Source organism: Pirellula sp. SH-Sr6A, from assembly GCF_001610875.1.
In the GTDB taxonomy this organism is placed as follows: domain Bacteria; phylum Planctomycetota; class Planctomycetia; order Pirellulales; family Pirellulaceae; genus JBKCUI01.
Genome location: NZ_CP011272.1, coordinates 4353344 through 4367864 on the forward strand (window position 1 = coordinate 4353344; position 14521 = coordinate 4367864).

13 protein-coding genes are annotated in these 14521 nt (G+C 54.7%); 9 read left to right on the top strand and 4 right to left on the bottom strand.

The window, feature by feature from the left end; all coding sequences use genetic code 11:
- Positions 1-14 precede the first annotated feature (14 nt).
- Positions 15-1151, top strand: coding sequence for a flagellar biosynthesis protein FlhB (locus VN12_RS16650; protein WP_146677893.1), 1137 nt, complete (start codon positions 15-17; stop codon positions 1149-1151).
- Positions 1152-1290: 139 nt separating this feature from the next.
- Positions 1291-2007 carry an NYN domain-containing protein gene (locus tag VN12_RS16655; protein ID WP_146677894.1) on the top strand — a complete coding sequence of 239 codons (717 nt, stop codon included), beginning with the start codon at positions 1291-1293 and terminating at the stop codon, positions 2005-2007.
- Between the two features lie 105 nt (positions 2008-2112).
- On the opposite strand, the gene VN12_RS16660 is transcribed toward VN12_RS16655, so the two are convergent.
- Together VN12_RS16660 and VN12_RS16665 are read right to left on the bottom strand one after the other, a co-directional pair.
- Positions 2113-3075, bottom strand: coding sequence for a ribose-phosphate diphosphokinase (locus VN12_RS16660; protein ID WP_146677895.1), 963 nt, complete (start codon positions 3073-3075; stop codon positions 2113-2115).
- Positions 3063-3824, bottom strand: a complete 762-nt coding sequence (locus VN12_RS16665; protein ID WP_240491172.1) for a sugar phosphate nucleotidyltransferase — start codon at positions 3822-3824, stop codon at positions 3063-3065. Before VN12_RS16665 ends, VN12_RS16660 begins: the two co-directional genes overlap by 13 nt.
- 44 nt (positions 3825-3868) lie before the next feature.
- Here VN12_RS16665 and VN12_RS26485 point away from each other — a divergent pair, with 44 nt between their 5' ends.
- From VN12_RS26485 to VN12_RS16695, 6 genes are all read left to right on the top strand, one after another.
- Complete coding sequence (locus tag VN12_RS26485) at positions 3869-4186, top strand: DUF6800 family protein (RefSeq protein WP_240491173.1); 318 nt, start codon at positions 3869-3871, stop codon at positions 4184-4186.
- Positions 4187-4356: 170 nt separating this feature from the next.
- Positions 4357-4722, top strand: a complete 366-nt coding sequence (locus VN12_RS16675) for a Rid family hydrolase (protein WP_146677896.1) — start codon at positions 4357-4359, stop codon at positions 4720-4722.
- Between the two features lie 102 nt (positions 4723-4824).
- Positions 4825-5445 (top strand): RNA polymerase sigma factor, encoded by a 621-nt coding sequence (locus tag VN12_RS16680; RefSeq protein WP_168164469.1) that lies wholly within the window; start codon positions 4825-4827, stop codon positions 5443-5445.
- Positions 5438-6766 carry an anti-sigma factor family protein gene (locus tag VN12_RS16685; RefSeq protein WP_146677898.1) on the top strand — a complete coding sequence of 443 codons (1329 nt, stop codon included), beginning with the start codon at positions 5438-5440 and terminating at the stop codon, positions 6764-6766. Before VN12_RS16680 ends, VN12_RS16685 begins: the two co-directional genes overlap by 8 nt.
- 85 nt (positions 6767-6851) lie before the next feature.
- Positions 6852-7181 carry a calmodulin-binding protein gene (locus VN12_RS16690; protein ID WP_146677899.1) on the top strand — a complete coding sequence of 110 codons (330 nt, stop codon included), beginning with the start codon at positions 6852-6854 and terminating at the stop codon, positions 7179-7181.
- Between the two features lie 98 nt (positions 7182-7279).
- Entirely contained in the window at positions 7280-8053 is a 774-nt protein-coding gene (locus tag VN12_RS16695; protein ID WP_146677900.1) for an SDR family NAD(P)-dependent oxidoreductase, read from the top strand.
- A 34-nt stretch (positions 8054-8087) separates the two neighbouring features.
- Here VN12_RS16695 and VN12_RS16700 read toward each other — a convergent pair whose 3' ends face one another.
- Positions 8088-9773, bottom strand: a complete 1686-nt coding sequence (locus VN12_RS16700) for a calcineurin-like phosphoesterase C-terminal domain-containing protein (protein WP_146677901.1) — start codon at positions 9771-9773, stop codon at positions 8088-8090.
- A gap of 344 nt (positions 9774-10117) precedes the next feature.
- On the opposite strand from VN12_RS16700, the gene VN12_RS16705 reads away from it, so the two are divergent.
- On the top strand, positions 10118-11371 hold the full coding sequence (locus tag VN12_RS16705) for a cation:proton antiporter (RefSeq protein ID WP_240491439.1): 1254 nt from the start codon (positions 10118-10120) through the stop codon (positions 11369-11371).
- A 7-nt stretch (positions 11372-11378) separates the two neighbouring features.
- Here the strand turns inward: VN12_RS16705 and VN12_RS16710 are convergent, their stop codons facing one another.
- A complete protein-coding gene (locus VN12_RS16710) occupies positions 11379-14471 on the bottom strand; it encodes a valine--tRNA ligase (RefSeq protein ID WP_146677903.1) in 3093 nt (1030 codons plus the stop codon).
- Positions 14472-14521 lie beyond the last annotated feature (50 nt).

Below are 14521 nucleotides of genomic sequence, written 5' to 3' on the forward strand. Positions count from 1 at the left end.
AGGCTTCGCCGTCGATGGCGGATGATAGCGGAGAGAAAAAACACGAGGCAACCGACTTTCGCAGGCAGAAAGCCCGCGAGGATGGTAATGTCGCGCGCTCCAGCGACTTGACCTCAGCCATTCTCTTGCTCGTCGGCGTCGTGCTTCTCGACACCACGGGGCCGGCGATCGCCAATTCTTTGATCGGTCTGCTTCATGAAGTTCTCACGTCGGAAGCGACGTTCAAAACCGACTCTCGCACCGTCATGATCGATTTGATCCGGCAGACAGGCCAATCATCCTTGGCCTTGCTCCCCCTCTTGCTAGGGATGTTGGCGACATCGGTCATTGTTCACTACGCGCAAGTGGGACCGCTATGGCTTCCAGAAAAGCTGGGGATGGATATCACTCGTATCGATCCGATTCAGGGCTTCAAACGGTTGCTTTCGATCACCAATGTCACGCGGCTCGGGTTTGGGTTGGTGAAGATTGCACTGGTGACTGGGATTTTGGTTGCAGGTGTTTGGTCCAAGTGGGATTCGATCCTCGCGTTAGGTACAACGGGTATCGGTGCGGTAGGAGGATTCGTCTGGGAAACAATGATCGAACTTTGTCGCAATGTCGCGATCGCGCTCGTGATTCTTTCGATCATCGATTACGCGTTTCAACGCTGGAAGTACGAGCAGGATTTGCGCATGACCGACGAGGAAATGCGTGAAGAAATGAAGATGACGCAAGGGGATCCTCACACGAAGTCGCGCCGTCGCAAGGTCCAGCGGGATCTGGCGCAACAACGCCTCTCGGTCGATGTCCCCAAAGCGGACGTCGTCGTCACCAATCCCACCGAACTTGCGATCGCATTGCAGTACGACCCAAAGACCATGCGTGCTCCGATCGTCCTGGCGAAAGGGGCGGATTTGGTGGCGGCCAAGATTCGAAAGATTGCATTGCAGCACGGGATCCCCATCGTCGAACGCAAACCGCTTGCTCAAGCCCTTTTCCGGGAAGTGGACGTAGGCAAACCGATCCCAGCCACGGAATACACCGCCGTCGCCGAGGTCCTCAAATACGTCTACCAAGTCAAAGGACGCTCGATCCAAGAAATCACGGAGACGCTGCAATCGCAAACCGAGCCGATCAAAAAAGATCCGAAACTGGGCCAACCCACCTAGTTTGTTGAGTGGGGAAAATGGCTACATCTTTCACCGGAAAGCCGTCTGCGAGGGCCTTGTGTGCTATGGTTCATGGTGAGTTCACCCCATCCGATTCAAATGGAATCCAATCGATACATAGAGTTCCTTACAATCCGCCATGCCCGACTTGAAATCCCATCGTCTCGCAGTGCTTATTGACGCCGACAACGCCCAGCCCATGGTCGCAAAGGAAATTCTCTCGAAAGCTGGACGATACGGGACAGCGACAGTGAGGAGAGCATATGGGGATTGGACCACCCCAAATCTCAATGGATGGAAGGGGCATTTGCACCAGCTCGCCATTCTTCCGGTTCAGCAATTCCGGTTCACCTCGGGAAAGAATTCGACCGATTCCGCGATGATCATCGATGCCATGGATTTACTTCATGGCGGCACCGTCGATGGCTTCTGCCTGGTGTCATCCGATAGCGACTTCACACGCTTGGCCACTCGCATCCGAGAAGCAGGACTCTCCGTATACGGCTTTGGAGAGAAGAAGACACCCACGTCCTTCGTTGCAGCCTGCAACAGCTTCGTCTTCACGGACCTCAAGGCAACTTCTAACCAGCTAAGTTCTGTCGCGAGCGACCAGCCCCCGCTCAAACCGATTTTGATCCAAGCAGTTGCGGACGCGGCGGGGGACGATGGCTGGGCTCTTCTGGGCATTGTGGGAAGTCGTGTGAAGCAGTCCCATCCCGAATTCGATCCACGTAAGTACGGCAAGCCTAAACTCAGTGAATTGGTGAAGTGCCAGTCGTTCCTGGAGGTGAGAAAAGACCCGAAGAACGACGGCTCTCGCGGCGACCTTCTTTATGTCCGAGCCAAAGTGATCTGACTTTCTGTTCAACATAGGAGACTTACTCTCCTATGTTGCATGCGTTGGTTTCCTGACTCGATCGTCCCTACTTTTCGTATTGCCAGCCGTCGTCGTCGGTTACCGTCACGAATCGTCGGGACCGCTGGAGAACATTTGACTGATCGAACGGTTCGAGTGGATCCGCCGAATTGCTTCTGCCAAGAGAGGAGCCACGGTCAGTACGTGGATGTTATCTAGTCGTTTCTCCGGAGGGAGAGGGATCGTATTGGTGATGACCAAGCTATCGATGGGAGCGTTCTTGAGATTCTCGATCGCGGCTCCACACAGGACACCGTGGGTCGCGGCGAGATGGATCTCTTTCGCGCCTGCTTCATGAACAAGTTTTGCGGCGCCGCAGATCGAACCACCCGTACTGATCATGTCGTCGAACATCAAACAGATCTTCCCTTCCACAGGGCCGCCGATGATGTTCTTTTGTTGGGTCTGCAGTGCGTTCTCTCGAACCTTGTCGACGATGGCGAGTTTGCCACCCAATCGCTTCGAGTGTCCCTTCGCGCGCTTCACGCTTCCTTCATCGGGACTGACCACGACGATGTCGGCCGGGTCATACGATTTGCTCTGGAAGTAGCTGGTCAAAACGGGAGCAGCGTAGAGGTGGTCCACGGGAACATCAAAGAAGCCTTGAATCTGCGGGGCGTGCAGATCCATGGTAAGAACACGGTCGGCACCCGCTCGTGTGATGACGTTCGCTACCAACTTTGCGGTGATCGGGGTGCGCCCCTCGTCTTTACGATCTTGGCGAGCGTAACCGTAATAGGGAATGACGGCCGTAACGCGTGCGGCGCTAGCCCTTTTGCAGGAGTCGATCATGATGAGCAACTCCATCAAATTGTCATTGACGGGTGGGCAAGTGGGCTGAATCAGGTAGACATCTCGGCCGCGCACATCCTCTTCGATCTTGCAAAAATTCTCGCCGTCGGGGAATTTTCCAAGTGCGATGGAGCCGATTTCCAGGTGAAGAAACGCACAGATGTCGCGAGCCAGTTGTGGGTTTGCTCTTCCGCTGAAGATCTTTAGTTCGCGCATGGATACCCCATTTCTTGCATTTTGGCTTCGACCGCTTTCAGTTCATCGAGGGTGTTGATACTAAGCGCTTCGCAGTCGCTCAGCACGGGCTTGGCCTCGACCTTTTTCCCAACAGAGAGAAGATAGGCCGGGCAGTCCGTTAAATAGTACTCACGTTGTGCGTTGTTGTTGCCAAGATTCTCGAGCGCCTGAAGGAGACCGTCGCGATCGAACGCGTAGGTGCTCATGTTGACCTCACGAATGGCTTGCTCCGCCTCGGAAGCATCTTTTTGTTCGACGATACGCGAGAATCGACCGTTTGCATCGCGGACGATACGACCTAATCCGAAGGGATTGTCCTTGAGAAGGGTCCCCATGAAGCAATCCCACCCTCCCTGTTGAAACTCGTTCAAGACGGCACGGACCGAGTTAGGTTGAATCAAAGGGGAGTCTCCGGCGACCACCAAGATCGGGCCGGTCGGCCCGGTTTCGAGCAGGGGTCGGCACATCTGCACGGCGTGGCCGGTTCCCAGTTGCTCCGCCTGCAGAGCGAATTCGATCCCTGTTCGGCCGGCCAATTCGCTCCGAACCAAATCGTCTCGGTAGCCGACGACGACGATCTTTCGGGTGACCCCGGAGGTTTCCAGTGCGTCGAGTACCCAGTGAATCATCGGCCTGCCGAGAACCGGGAAGAGAACTTTGGGAAGATCGCTTTTCATGCGAGTCCCTTTTCCAGCGGCAAGAATCACCGCGGTTGAACGCACCATCATATCTCCACTTCCTCGAAGCAACGAAATCTCACCGAGCCCACATCTTGCCAAATTTCTATCGACTGTCCAAGGTCGGAGACCTCGCTGGCAAGGAAACATTGACGAATATGGCGATTCCAGCTAATCTTGGGACCTCATATTGGCAAATTCTGGTCAACATCATCCGTAGACAGTTGGAAACCATGGCAGGAACCGAACGACAGCGAGAATTGCGCCGACGACGCAATCGAAGTAAGAAGCTCACTCTTCTTCAGAAGAAAGCGGAAAAATCGTCCAAGACGGAAAAAGCGGTCATTGCGCACAAGCTTCGCAGACTCAGCCCCGGTGCCGAGCAGCTGATCAAGGCTTGGAAGCTCGTTTAGTCGTTGACGGCCATTTCTTCATCGATGGCCATGGGGTTTTGGGACGGTCCTCTGTAATTTGTGGAGCGACTCCGGAACGCCTAATTCGTACCGACATTCAAAACATAAAATTCCCCCGCGCACGTTCACGGGGGATTTTTTGTGGCTGCACCCGTTGTGAATGAGATTCCATGCCTGAAATCAAACGGTTCGGAGTGACCCGTCGGTGGTCAGATGCGGTCGTTTTTCAAAACACCGCCTACTTCGTCGAAGTACCGGACGACGCGACACTCTCCCCTGGTGAGCAATTTGCGATGCTCTTTCAGCAGGTGGAGTCCCGTTGCACCGCGCTGGGAACATCGATTCGCAACCTGATGCAGGTTCTGATTTACTTGCCCTATCCCGAGGATCTTCCCGAATTCAATCGGCTGTGGGATGAATGGATCCCGGCAGGATGTGCCCCGGTTCGGGCCTGCTGCCATCCTGCGTTGGCCGATAAGGGATATCGCGCCGAGCTTATCATTACGGCGATGATTCCCGATCTCACCGCCTCCTAAAGACTCGTGCGTCCCTCGTGAAGGGCTTCGTTGTTTTCCCTTCTGACTTCTTCCTTTGGAACCGAATAGCATGAGGAACCGTCCTTAACTATGGAATCCAAAATGGAGGATAGGGACTTGATTGAAAGGGTGAAATCGGGCGAGAGCCAATTCTTTGCCGAGCTTGTGCTGCGCTACGAACGACCGGTATTTCAGTCGGTCTTTGTCTTCCTGGGGAATCGTCAGGAAGCCGAAGATGTGACGCAGGACGTCTTCGTGACCGCGTTTCGTAAGATCGCCAGTTTTGAATATCGAGCCAGTTTTTTAACGTGGCTCCGTCGCATTGCATTCAACCAATGTGTGGACGCCCGTAGGAAGAGCAAGAGTCAACGCACGACGTCTGTTGATTTCGAGTACGAGCCTCAGCAAGTTTCCGAAGTCAACTCTCCGGATAGCGTTGCTCAAGGCAAAGAGTTAGTCGATCGCGTTCGCGGCGCGATTGATTCCCTGGGAGAGGAACAGCGTTCGATCATTCTGCTGCGAGACATCGATGGCCTCGATTATTCCGAGATCGCAGGCCTTCTCGGTATCCCAGTGGGGACCGTCCGGAGTCGCCTTCACCGAGCGCGCTGTGAGTTGCGAGAGGTCATGGAGAAACGGGGATTGCAGAATCTCTTAGACGGACCTGGTGCATTGGAATCGTCCGTGGAAAAGCTCAAGCATGGGGAAAAATCAAATGGATAATCAGCCCATGGATGACTTCGACGAATCTTGGCTCTCAGCCTATTTGGATCACGAACTGAGCCCCGACCAGCGGCATCGCGTGGAGACCATGCTAGAGACGCGGGCCGACCTTCGACTGACGCTCGACCGTTTGGTCCGCGTTCGCGCCGCCATCGCGGCTTGCAAGATCGAGTTGCCCAGCGACGCGCGTATCGTCCGCTCGGGACCTTGGGATGCACCGAAGCTGCAAGCTTCTCCGACAATCGAATCCGCCTCGAGTTCTTCCACCTCCTCCCAAGGGAAATGGTTCCTGCATGCCCCCTCTTGGTTGCTTACTGTTGCCGCGTCCCTGTTGGTGATCGGTTCGCTATCGATTCTTTATTGGTTCCCCATGGGCAATGGGGGAAATGGAATGATTGCGACGCGAATGGATACCAGATCGCAGGCCCCAGCTCCAGAAATGCAAGAGAAGGCGGACATAGCAGCAAAGGAGTTTCGCTCCAAAGAAATTGCCGCGGATCCAACGAACGCGCCAACCGGATTCGCTCCGAAGATACCATCCGATTCGGATGGTCCGCCTCCGCCCTCGCCGATGCGATCGGAAGCTGCGTCCTCGACGATGTCCTTGGATTTTTCCGTGGAAACGTTGCGAGAAACTCGCCCCGACGTGCTATCGCGGAACGACTCATTCTTTTCTTATTTCTTGGGGGCCAAGGAGAGCGTGGCAATTCTCGGCGTGGAAGCTACCGAGACTACCGACTTGCCGACTCTCGCCAAACGACGCGACGTGTGGGAATTTCAATGGACATCCGTAGATCGCGCGAAGGATATTGAACGCTCCACCCCGTCGATTGCAGATCGAGCCATCGTTTTGTTCCAGCCCACGACCGGCACTGCTTCTTCCCAAGCAAACGCTTTTCAGGAAAGCAACCTAGCTGAGTGGAGCGAGTCCTCGCCGAAAGCGAGCCGTGGACTGGAAGATGGAAACGACAAGATGATCGACAGAAGCGTTGCACTGAGTCGGGGCATGCCATCATCCGTAGCGGCGGGAAGCGACGGAGACAAGGGACGCGAGCCGGGTATTCTCGAGCTGCGCATACCGGTGGCATATTGGGGTGAGGCTACTCAGTCGCTTCGAGAAAAAGGATTCGAGATTCCGGAGACGCTTCAGCCTGGTGATTATCAGTTCGAACCCGAGGTGAACCCAGGGAATCCTGCCAAGCCGTGGACGGTTCGTCGGCTGGGAGGAGAGCCGGCGGTGGCCAAGGATCAAACGCCAGCATATTACACGTTGACCGTGATTCTCCACAAACCCGAAGCGAAGTCGGGTAGTAGCGAATAAAATTTCAATTCCGGTTGTAGGAATTGCCGATGGATGAGTTGTTCGAAAGAACCATGAACGAACAAGAATCCTGGGGGGGAGAATTATGATCCGCAAGGCCTTGATGGTCGCAGCGTTGGGTGCCGTAGCTGGCCTCAGCATTTCCGAGAGCGCTCAAGCACAGCAACCGCAAGCTTACGGGCGTTCCTGGGGTGGAGCCGCTGGTGCACGTGACTACCAGCGTTTCAACCACTATCCGTACGTGTACTATCCTCAAAACTTCTGGGGTAACGAGTACTATCGCAGCAGCGACAGCCTCTATCACCGCTATCCCGCTGAGATGCAGATCCCGGTGTACAACCGCAAATGGGCTAACTACTACCCCACGCAGCAACGATACCACTGGGGCCATCACTTCATTCTCGACGTGTTCTAAGAACCGTCGAACGGAAGCTGATAAAGAATTTTATTCCCGCACACTGTGGAGTTCGACTTCGCTCCACAGTGTTTTTTCGTATTGAGACGGGCTCTGCTATGTCGGATGTTTTCGATCTCTTTCGACTGGATGGTCGAACGGCGCTGATAACCGGTGGATCGCAAGGTCTTGGGCTCCATCTCGCGAAAGGGCTGGCCCAAGCTGGGGCGCAGATCGTTATCGTGAGCCGACGCTTGGAGATGTGCCAATCCGCCGCCCGAGAGATTGAAGCAGCAACTGGCCGGAGAACCTGGGCATTTTCTGCCGATGTGACCCAAGCCGAACAAGTTCATGAGTTGTTCACTTCGGTGCAACGCGATGTCGGAAATGTCGACATCCTTCTCAACAGCGCCGGGCTCAACAAACGTGGATCGATCGAAACTCTTTCGGTCGAGGTTTGGGATGAGGTCGTCGATGCGAACTTGAAAGGCCCCTTCTTAATGGCGAAAGCCTTCGGGCCCGAGATGGCGCGTAGGGGTTGGGGGCGGATCGTCCATTTTGGATCGATCCTGTCCACGATCGGAATCGCAGGTAGGACACCGTACGCTTCTTCCAAAGCGGGCTTGCTGGGGCTGACGCGTGTGCTGGCTCTCGAATGGGCCCCCCAAGGAGTTACCGTCAATGCCTTGTGTCCAGGGCCGTTTGCGACGGAGATGAATCGCCCATTGCTAAATGATCCTGTCCAGTACGCGAACTTCGTGTCGAAGATACCGATGGGTCGCTGGGGAGAACTGAACGAGTTGACCGGTGGCGTTCTGTTCCTTTGCTCCAATGCGAGCTCATTCATGACAGGGTCCACCCTGACCATCGACGGTGGGTGGACCTGTCAGTAAGCTTCGACTTCGCTTGCGATCTAGGTCCTACTTATTAGCGAACGGCAGTAGGTGGAGTCGCTCTCGGTCGCGCTGGCGGGGCAGGCTGCGGTGGAGCGACTACCCGAATCGATTCTCGATCGACATAGACTTGCCCGTGCATATCCGTTGTGCGGACTTCGAACATATGAGTCCCCACGGGGAGCATCGCCGGGAGAAGTCCACGCCAAAGGTGATCGGTGACGGAGGGCTGTGGGAGCGGTGTACCATTGGGTGGAGTAGAACCCGCTTCGAGAGCTTTGATATCGGCGAGGAAGGGATCGACTCCGTCCACCCGTTCCAACTCCTTCCATTCTCCATCGGGCAGTAGTCGCATCTCCGCTTTGGACTTCTTCGTTCCGTTGAAGACATTGACCACCAGAGCCGTCGTAAGGGACTGCCAAGAGTGGATTTCTTGGGGGAGATAGATGCTCATCTGATGGCTCGCAGGGCGACGCGCGGCTCGGTATTCCAGTTTGTATTGGGAGCCATCGAAGCTCAGGATGGAATAGCCGTTTGCGCCTCCATCGCTCATGGTAGCATGCGGAATCCCAAGCTCATCGGTAGCACCTCGCCACCAACTACCGCACACGGTGACGTTCACTATGTGATGGTGCGGTTCCTTGCCTTGCCAGCCGTCTTCTTTGTCAATGAAATGATGCTTGACGAAGTGCGTGTGGGCGGAGAGGGAAAGTGCGAAGGGACGCTCTTCGATCAGTCTGTAAAGTTCCTGTCGATCTTCCACGTTGACCAATGGAATGTGCATCAGGAGAACAACGAGTTGATCTTTCGGGATCAGAGCCAAGTCATTCTTAATGAACTCCATTTGCTCTTTCCCAAGTCCACCTTGGTAATGCCCGCGCTGACGCTCGGAAGCGCCGATCCATTCCACATCGTCGAGGGCCAAAAAGTGAACGGGCCCGTAGTCGAATGAATAGTAACTGGGACCGAAGTGGCTCTCGAAAGTCTCATCGGAGAGTTTATCGTTCGGTGCATCAAGATTGATGTCGTGATTCCCGATGACGTTGTACCACGGGATTCCAATCATCGCGATCGCTTGATTGTGCGGTTTGAAGACGCTCAAGTCATCGAAGACGATATCGCCAAGCGTAACACCAAACGAAGCGTCGTGCGCATCTTCTTCCACGATTTGTTCGATGATATCGTGGGCCATGTATTCGACTTCTTGAACGTTGCGAGGTTGTGTGTCCCCGAACATCAACGCTTTGAATTGATCGGGTTCCTCCTGCTGAGTCAGGGGAAAGTCGACAGACTCTGGCAGCGGCCCCGTCGGTGCGACTCCTGGGAATCGGGAGTCCGGCGAACCGTTTGGTTTGTGAATGTAATAGAACTCGGGGAGCTTCAACGCATTGACGGGGGTCATCCAGCCTCGCGGCTTGATAATAAATACGATCGAATCCTCGCTGATCCCGATCTCGTACCGGCCTTCTTCGTTGGTGAGGACGATTTCTTTCCCATTCGATACGCGTGCTCCCTCCATTCCTTTTTCATCGGGATCTCGCTTTCGGTTTCCGTTTGTATCTTGGAAGACGAAACCTCGGCATACGTTCTGCGGCGCATTCGCTGCGGAGCCCTGAGTCGAAACTTTATGGAACGCGGGGGGATGTGCCCAAGCCGTTGGGGGGGAAATAGCAGGAAAACAAACCAAGAGAAGGAACGTTCGGAAATATCGTTGCTGCATAGTCGTGATCGGGAGGAAAGGAGGATGAAAAAGGTAAAGCATGGCCCGTGATTTTCTCAGGCTTGATTCTCTGGACGGAGGTTGGTGTCCAGTGAGGGCGGGATGAAAAATGCGCGAAGGTTCGGGCCCTGGGTGGGGGGTGGGGGCGGGGCTGGTTAGGGTGCGCCAACCTCTAGAATAGCTCCCCACTGCAATAAATCGGAACGTCTACCCACCAAATCCTTGGCTAATTTCCGATTTAGCTGTCTGGACATTGATTGTTTGAACATGTATTCTGATCGACGTGCGTGAAAACGTTTTGGTTTCGAATTCTGGTTAGTGAAGGGTGTGCGAGCTTGAACAACGTGCATTTGGCGGTGCAGTTTTTTGCGCAGATTGCTGTCATCCTTCTGTTTTGTCGGCTAGTGGGAGTTGCAGCGAAGTGGGTTGGGCAACCGCAAGTTGTCGCCGAGATGATTGCCGGGGTATTGCTTGGTCCGTCTTTGTTCGGACTGTTTTGGCCCGAGTGGCAGTCCTGGCTCTTTCCTTGGGATGTAGCGCAACAGACTCGCGACACCCAAAGCTATTTGTTTCCTGCATCGCAGCTGGGACTCGCTTTGTACATGTTCATTGTGGGGCTTGAGTTTCGCGTCGATATTCTGCGAAGCCATTTCAAGAGTTCGGTGGCAGTTTCCTTGGCTGGAATGATAGCGCCGTTCGTACTCGGCGCGGGACTAGCTTATTACTTCATCTACAACAGTTCCCTGTTTCCTGAGAAAACAACTCCCTTTGAAGCGATGCTATTTTTGGGTGCATCGATGTGCATTACCGCTTTCCCCATGTTGGCCCGAATTATTCACTTCAAAAAGTTGGCGGGAACAACGATGGGGACAGTCGCGATCGGCGCCGGTGCGATCGATGATGCGATGGCTTGGTGTCTGCTCGCATTGGTGCTCGCTAGTTTTGACCAGGATCCCTCGAAAGTCGTAATGAGTTTTGGTGGGGGGATCGGCTATGTCGTGTTTGTATTTGCCCTGGTTCGACCCATTATGAAGAGGATCGAGGGTTGGTTTTTGCGAGACGGGGTGTTGACCGAGGGTGGGCTCGTCATTGGTTTGGCGTTGATGTCATTGGGCGCATGGTGCACCGACTTGATCGGGCTTCATGCCGTCTTTGGTGCCTTCCTCATGGGGGCTGCGATGCCTCGCAAATTCATGTCCGAGCAACTCATTGACCGCATCCAACCCTTGGCGGTCGCTTTGCTGCTTCCTCTCTTCTTCACTTACTCTGGATTGAACACCAAAATCGGATTGTTGAACAATCCGTCTCTTTGGGGATATTGCCTGCTGGTTTTGTTTGCTGCGATCGCAGGAAAGGGAATCGCTTGCTGGTTGGCTGCCCTAGCAACAGGTCTGCCCAACCGAGAGGCGATGGGGATCGGTACGCTCATGAACTCGCGTGGGTTGATGGAGCTAATCATCATCAACATCGGATTGCAGCGAGGAGTCATCTCAGAAGAGCTCTTCGCGATTCTTGTGATCATGGCGATCATCACGACCCTTATGGCCTCGCCATTGTTTGAATGGTTGGTGGGCAAACGGCCTGCAGTCCCGCAATAACCGTTTGCTAACTGCGAAGTCCACGAAGCTTTTCGATTGCTTCCTCCGCAGCGACACGTTGCTGCATGAGGTCTTGAAGGGCTTGCCGTTCCTTTTCGATGATGTCAGCAGGTGCTCGGCTCACGAAGGACTCATTGGACAGTCGGCTCTCTTTTCCTTGTATTTGTTTTACCAAATTGAGAAGAAGCTTTTCATTTCGAGCGATCTCCGCTCCCACGTCGATGAACTGAGAAAGATCGACATACACATCCATCTCGGGGATCGAGACATGAGCGTGCACCGAAGGAATTTCTGGGGACTCGCTCCACTGGACAGCATAAGCGCTCGCCATCGACTCTAAGAATCGGGACATCGGCGCAAGTAACTGTTCTGTATCTCGATTGCAACGAACGGAAAACCCGACGCGATCCTTGGGCGCAATGTTCTGACGCGAACGAATCTCTCTGACCGCACCGATCAAATGAACAAAGTGCGAGAATTGCTTTTCGACTTCCGGCCGAATGAACGCTTCGTCCACAGCTGGCCAAGCCGCTTGGACAATCCACTCGGTCGCAGGCTCGCCCGTGATTCCATCTCGTTTAGGTGTGATCTGGGCGAGTTGCTGCCAGATCGCTTCAGTGACGAAGGGGGTGATGGGGTGAAGCAATCGGAGCATTCGATCGAGGACGTGCGCCAAGACACGTTGAACTTGGGCTCGCGTGACGGGGTCTTGCAATCGAGGTTTCGCCATCTCCACGTACAGGGAGCAGAAATGGTCCCAAGCAAAGTCATAAACACATCGAGCCGCATCGGCGTAGCGATAGTGTTTGATATCCACCTCGACCTGTTGGGTGACGGTCGCCAGACGGGAAAGGATCCATTGGTCCTCGAGCGGGAGATCTGATTCCGATAGGGGTGCGAATTCGTACCCGCTGAGATTGAGCATGACGAATCGGGACGCGTTCCAGAGCTTGTTCACGAAGTTCCGGGCGACCTCGAATCGTTCGCTCACCACGGGGGCTTTCGGATGTGCCTTATCGGCGTCGGATTCGGCCCATTGCGTCGAGAATCGCTTCTTGCACTTGTCGCACGCGACGGTCGGGCTTTGGCGATTCTCTTTCGTCTGATTGACTTTGGCTTCGCAGTGCGGGCATTCGTATTGAACGGGCATGCGAACGTCTTGCGTTTCGGTACAGAGCCACGCCAACCCGAATCGGAGCGCATCGGGACCGAACTTGTCGATAACGTCGATCGGATCGACCCCATTCCCTTTGCTCTTGGACATGGTCTCGCCGTATCCATCGAGAATCTTTGGGTGGATAAAGACTTCGCGGAACGGGATCTCGCCGATGTTATTAAGCCCCATCAGCACCATGCGTGCGACCCACAACGTGATAATATCGCGGGAGGTGATGAGTGCGGAGGTTGGATAGAAGTATTGGAGCTCCGGCGTTTGTGCAGGCCACCCTAGCGTGGAGTGGGGCCACAGCGCAGAGGAGAACCATGTGTCCAAGACATCGTTTTGTCGAACGAGCCCCAGAGACTCCAGCTTGACTTCGATGCCGCGATCTTCGTTTTTCACGCAAACGTGAAGCGTCGCGGGTTCCTCGATATGAGCAACGATCAACCCTGCCGCACGTTCGGACATCGCCTCGACTTGGAATTGGAGCGATGCCGCTTGCTGTGGTGAGTCAAAGGTTCGACTCCAAATTGGGATCTGGTGTCCCCACCACAATTGCCTACCGACCGGCCAATCCCGTTTCTCACCTAACCAGTCCAGATAACCGTTCGCGTATCGAGGCGGATAGATCTTCACTCTTCCATCGGAAACAGCGTCCATCGCCGATTGGGCCAATCGGTCCATTTTGACAAACCACTGGTCTGCCAAATAAGGTTCGATCGGCGTTTTGCTTCGGTCGCTGTGCTTGAGCTCAATTTCGCGATCTTCCACTTTGAGGAGCAACGACAGTGCATCGAGTTGTTCGACGACTTTCTCGCGTGCCTTCGTCATCCGCATCCCGGCGAATTCGCCACCGTTTTCGTTGACCGTCCCGTCCGAATTCATGATGTTGATCATCGGAAGATCGCAACGGAGCGCCACTTCGTAGTCATTGGGATCGTGGGCGGGGGTGATCTTTACACATCCGCTCCCCAATTCTGGTTTTGCCCACATATCGGCCACGATGGGGATGGGGCGATTGACGAGGGGAAGCATGACCTGCCGACCCGCCTTGGCCATGCTAGCTAGCGTTTCCAAAGTCGGCAGTAGGTTTGTCTTGCGGGCTTCAAGCTCCTCCAATTGGGCCTCGATCGCGGGGCGGTCTTTGGCGGATGCTTCGGACAATTTCTCTCGCAAGGTCGCTTCGACTCGCTCCAGAGCTTCACGCGGGTTGGGGTGCACGGCGACCGCAGTATCGCCCAACATGGTCTCCGGACGGGTGGTAGCGATCGCCACATGGGTCGGTTCACCCGGCAGAGGATCGATCACTGGATACTGAAGGTGCCAGAAATGACCTTGGACGGTCTCGGGTGTGACTTCGTCGTCGCTGACCGCGGTCTGCAAATAAGTGTCCCAGTTGACCAAACGTTTGCCTCGATAGATAAGTCCTTTGGCAAAGAGGTCATAGAACGTGGTCCGAACAGCCTTGGCGCATTGATCGTCAAGCGTGAACCGGGTTCGCCGCCAGTCGCAGGAGCAGCCCATCCGTTTTAGCTGTCCCAGGATGCGGGCTTCGTATTGGTCCTTCCATTGCCAAATCCGTTCGACCAATTTCTCCCGTCCCAAGTCATGGCGGGTCTTGTTTTCGATTTCCTTCAACCGTCGCTCAACCACGGCCTGCGTTGCAATCCCCGCGTGATCGGTTCCTGGCATCCAGAGGGCCTCGAACCCCATCATGCGATGCATCCGAATTTGGATGTCCTGCAAGGTATTATTGAGGGCGTGTCCCAAATGCAACGCACCAGTGACGTTCGGAGGCGGGATGACGATCGTGAACGGCTTCTTACTCGGATTGACCTCTGCATCGAAGCAACCGTGGCTTTGCCAAGATTGATAAATCTCGGCGCAAGCAGTCGTGAAATCGAAACGGTTGGGGATTTCGTGCGTTTCAGCGTTCATCATGGATGGAGATTGGGTGATAAATAGATGGCACTCCAGGCAAGTCGGGGTCG

Coding starts and splice junctions, on each gene's coding strand:
- VN12_RS16700 (WP_146677901.1), bottom strand. CDS start 9,773: ATGCAGCAACGATATTTCCGAACGTTCCTTCTCTTGGTTTGTTTTCCT.
- VN12_RS16685 (WP_146677898.1), top strand. CDS start 5,438: ATGGATAATCAGCCCATGGATGACTTCGACGAATCTTGGCTCTCAGCC.
- VN12_RS16695 (WP_146677900.1), top strand. CDS start 7,280: ATGTCGGATGTTTTCGATCTCTTTCGACTGGATGGTCGAACGGCGCTG.
- VN12_RS16655 (WP_146677894.1), top strand. CDS start 1,291: ATGCCCGACTTGAAATCCCATCGTCTCGCAGTGCTTATTGACGCCGAC.
- VN12_RS16710 (WP_146677903.1), bottom strand. CDS start 14,471: ATGATGAACGCTGAAACGCACGAAATCCCCAACCGTTTCGATTTCACG.
- VN12_RS16660 (WP_146677895.1), bottom strand. CDS start 3,075: ATGCGCGAACTAAAGATCTTCAGCGGAAGAGCAAACCCACAACTGGCT.
- VN12_RS16665 (WP_240491172.1), bottom strand. CDS start 3,824: ATGATGGTGCGTTCAACCGCGGTGATTCTTGCCGCTGGAAAAGGGACT.
- VN12_RS16690 (WP_146677899.1), top strand. CDS start 6,852: ATGATCCGCAAGGCCTTGATGGTCGCAGCGTTGGGTGCCGTAGCTGGC.
- VN12_RS16680 (WP_168164469.1), top strand. CDS start 4,825: ATGGAGGATAGGGACTTGATTGAAAGGGTGAAATCGGGCGAGAGCCAA.
- VN12_RS16650 (WP_146677893.1), top strand. CDS start 15: ATGGCGGATGATAGCGGAGAGAAAAAACACGAGGCAACCGACTTTCGC.
- VN12_RS16675 (WP_146677896.1), top strand. CDS start 4,357: ATGCCTGAAATCAAACGGTTCGGAGTGACCCGTCGGTGGTCAGATGCG.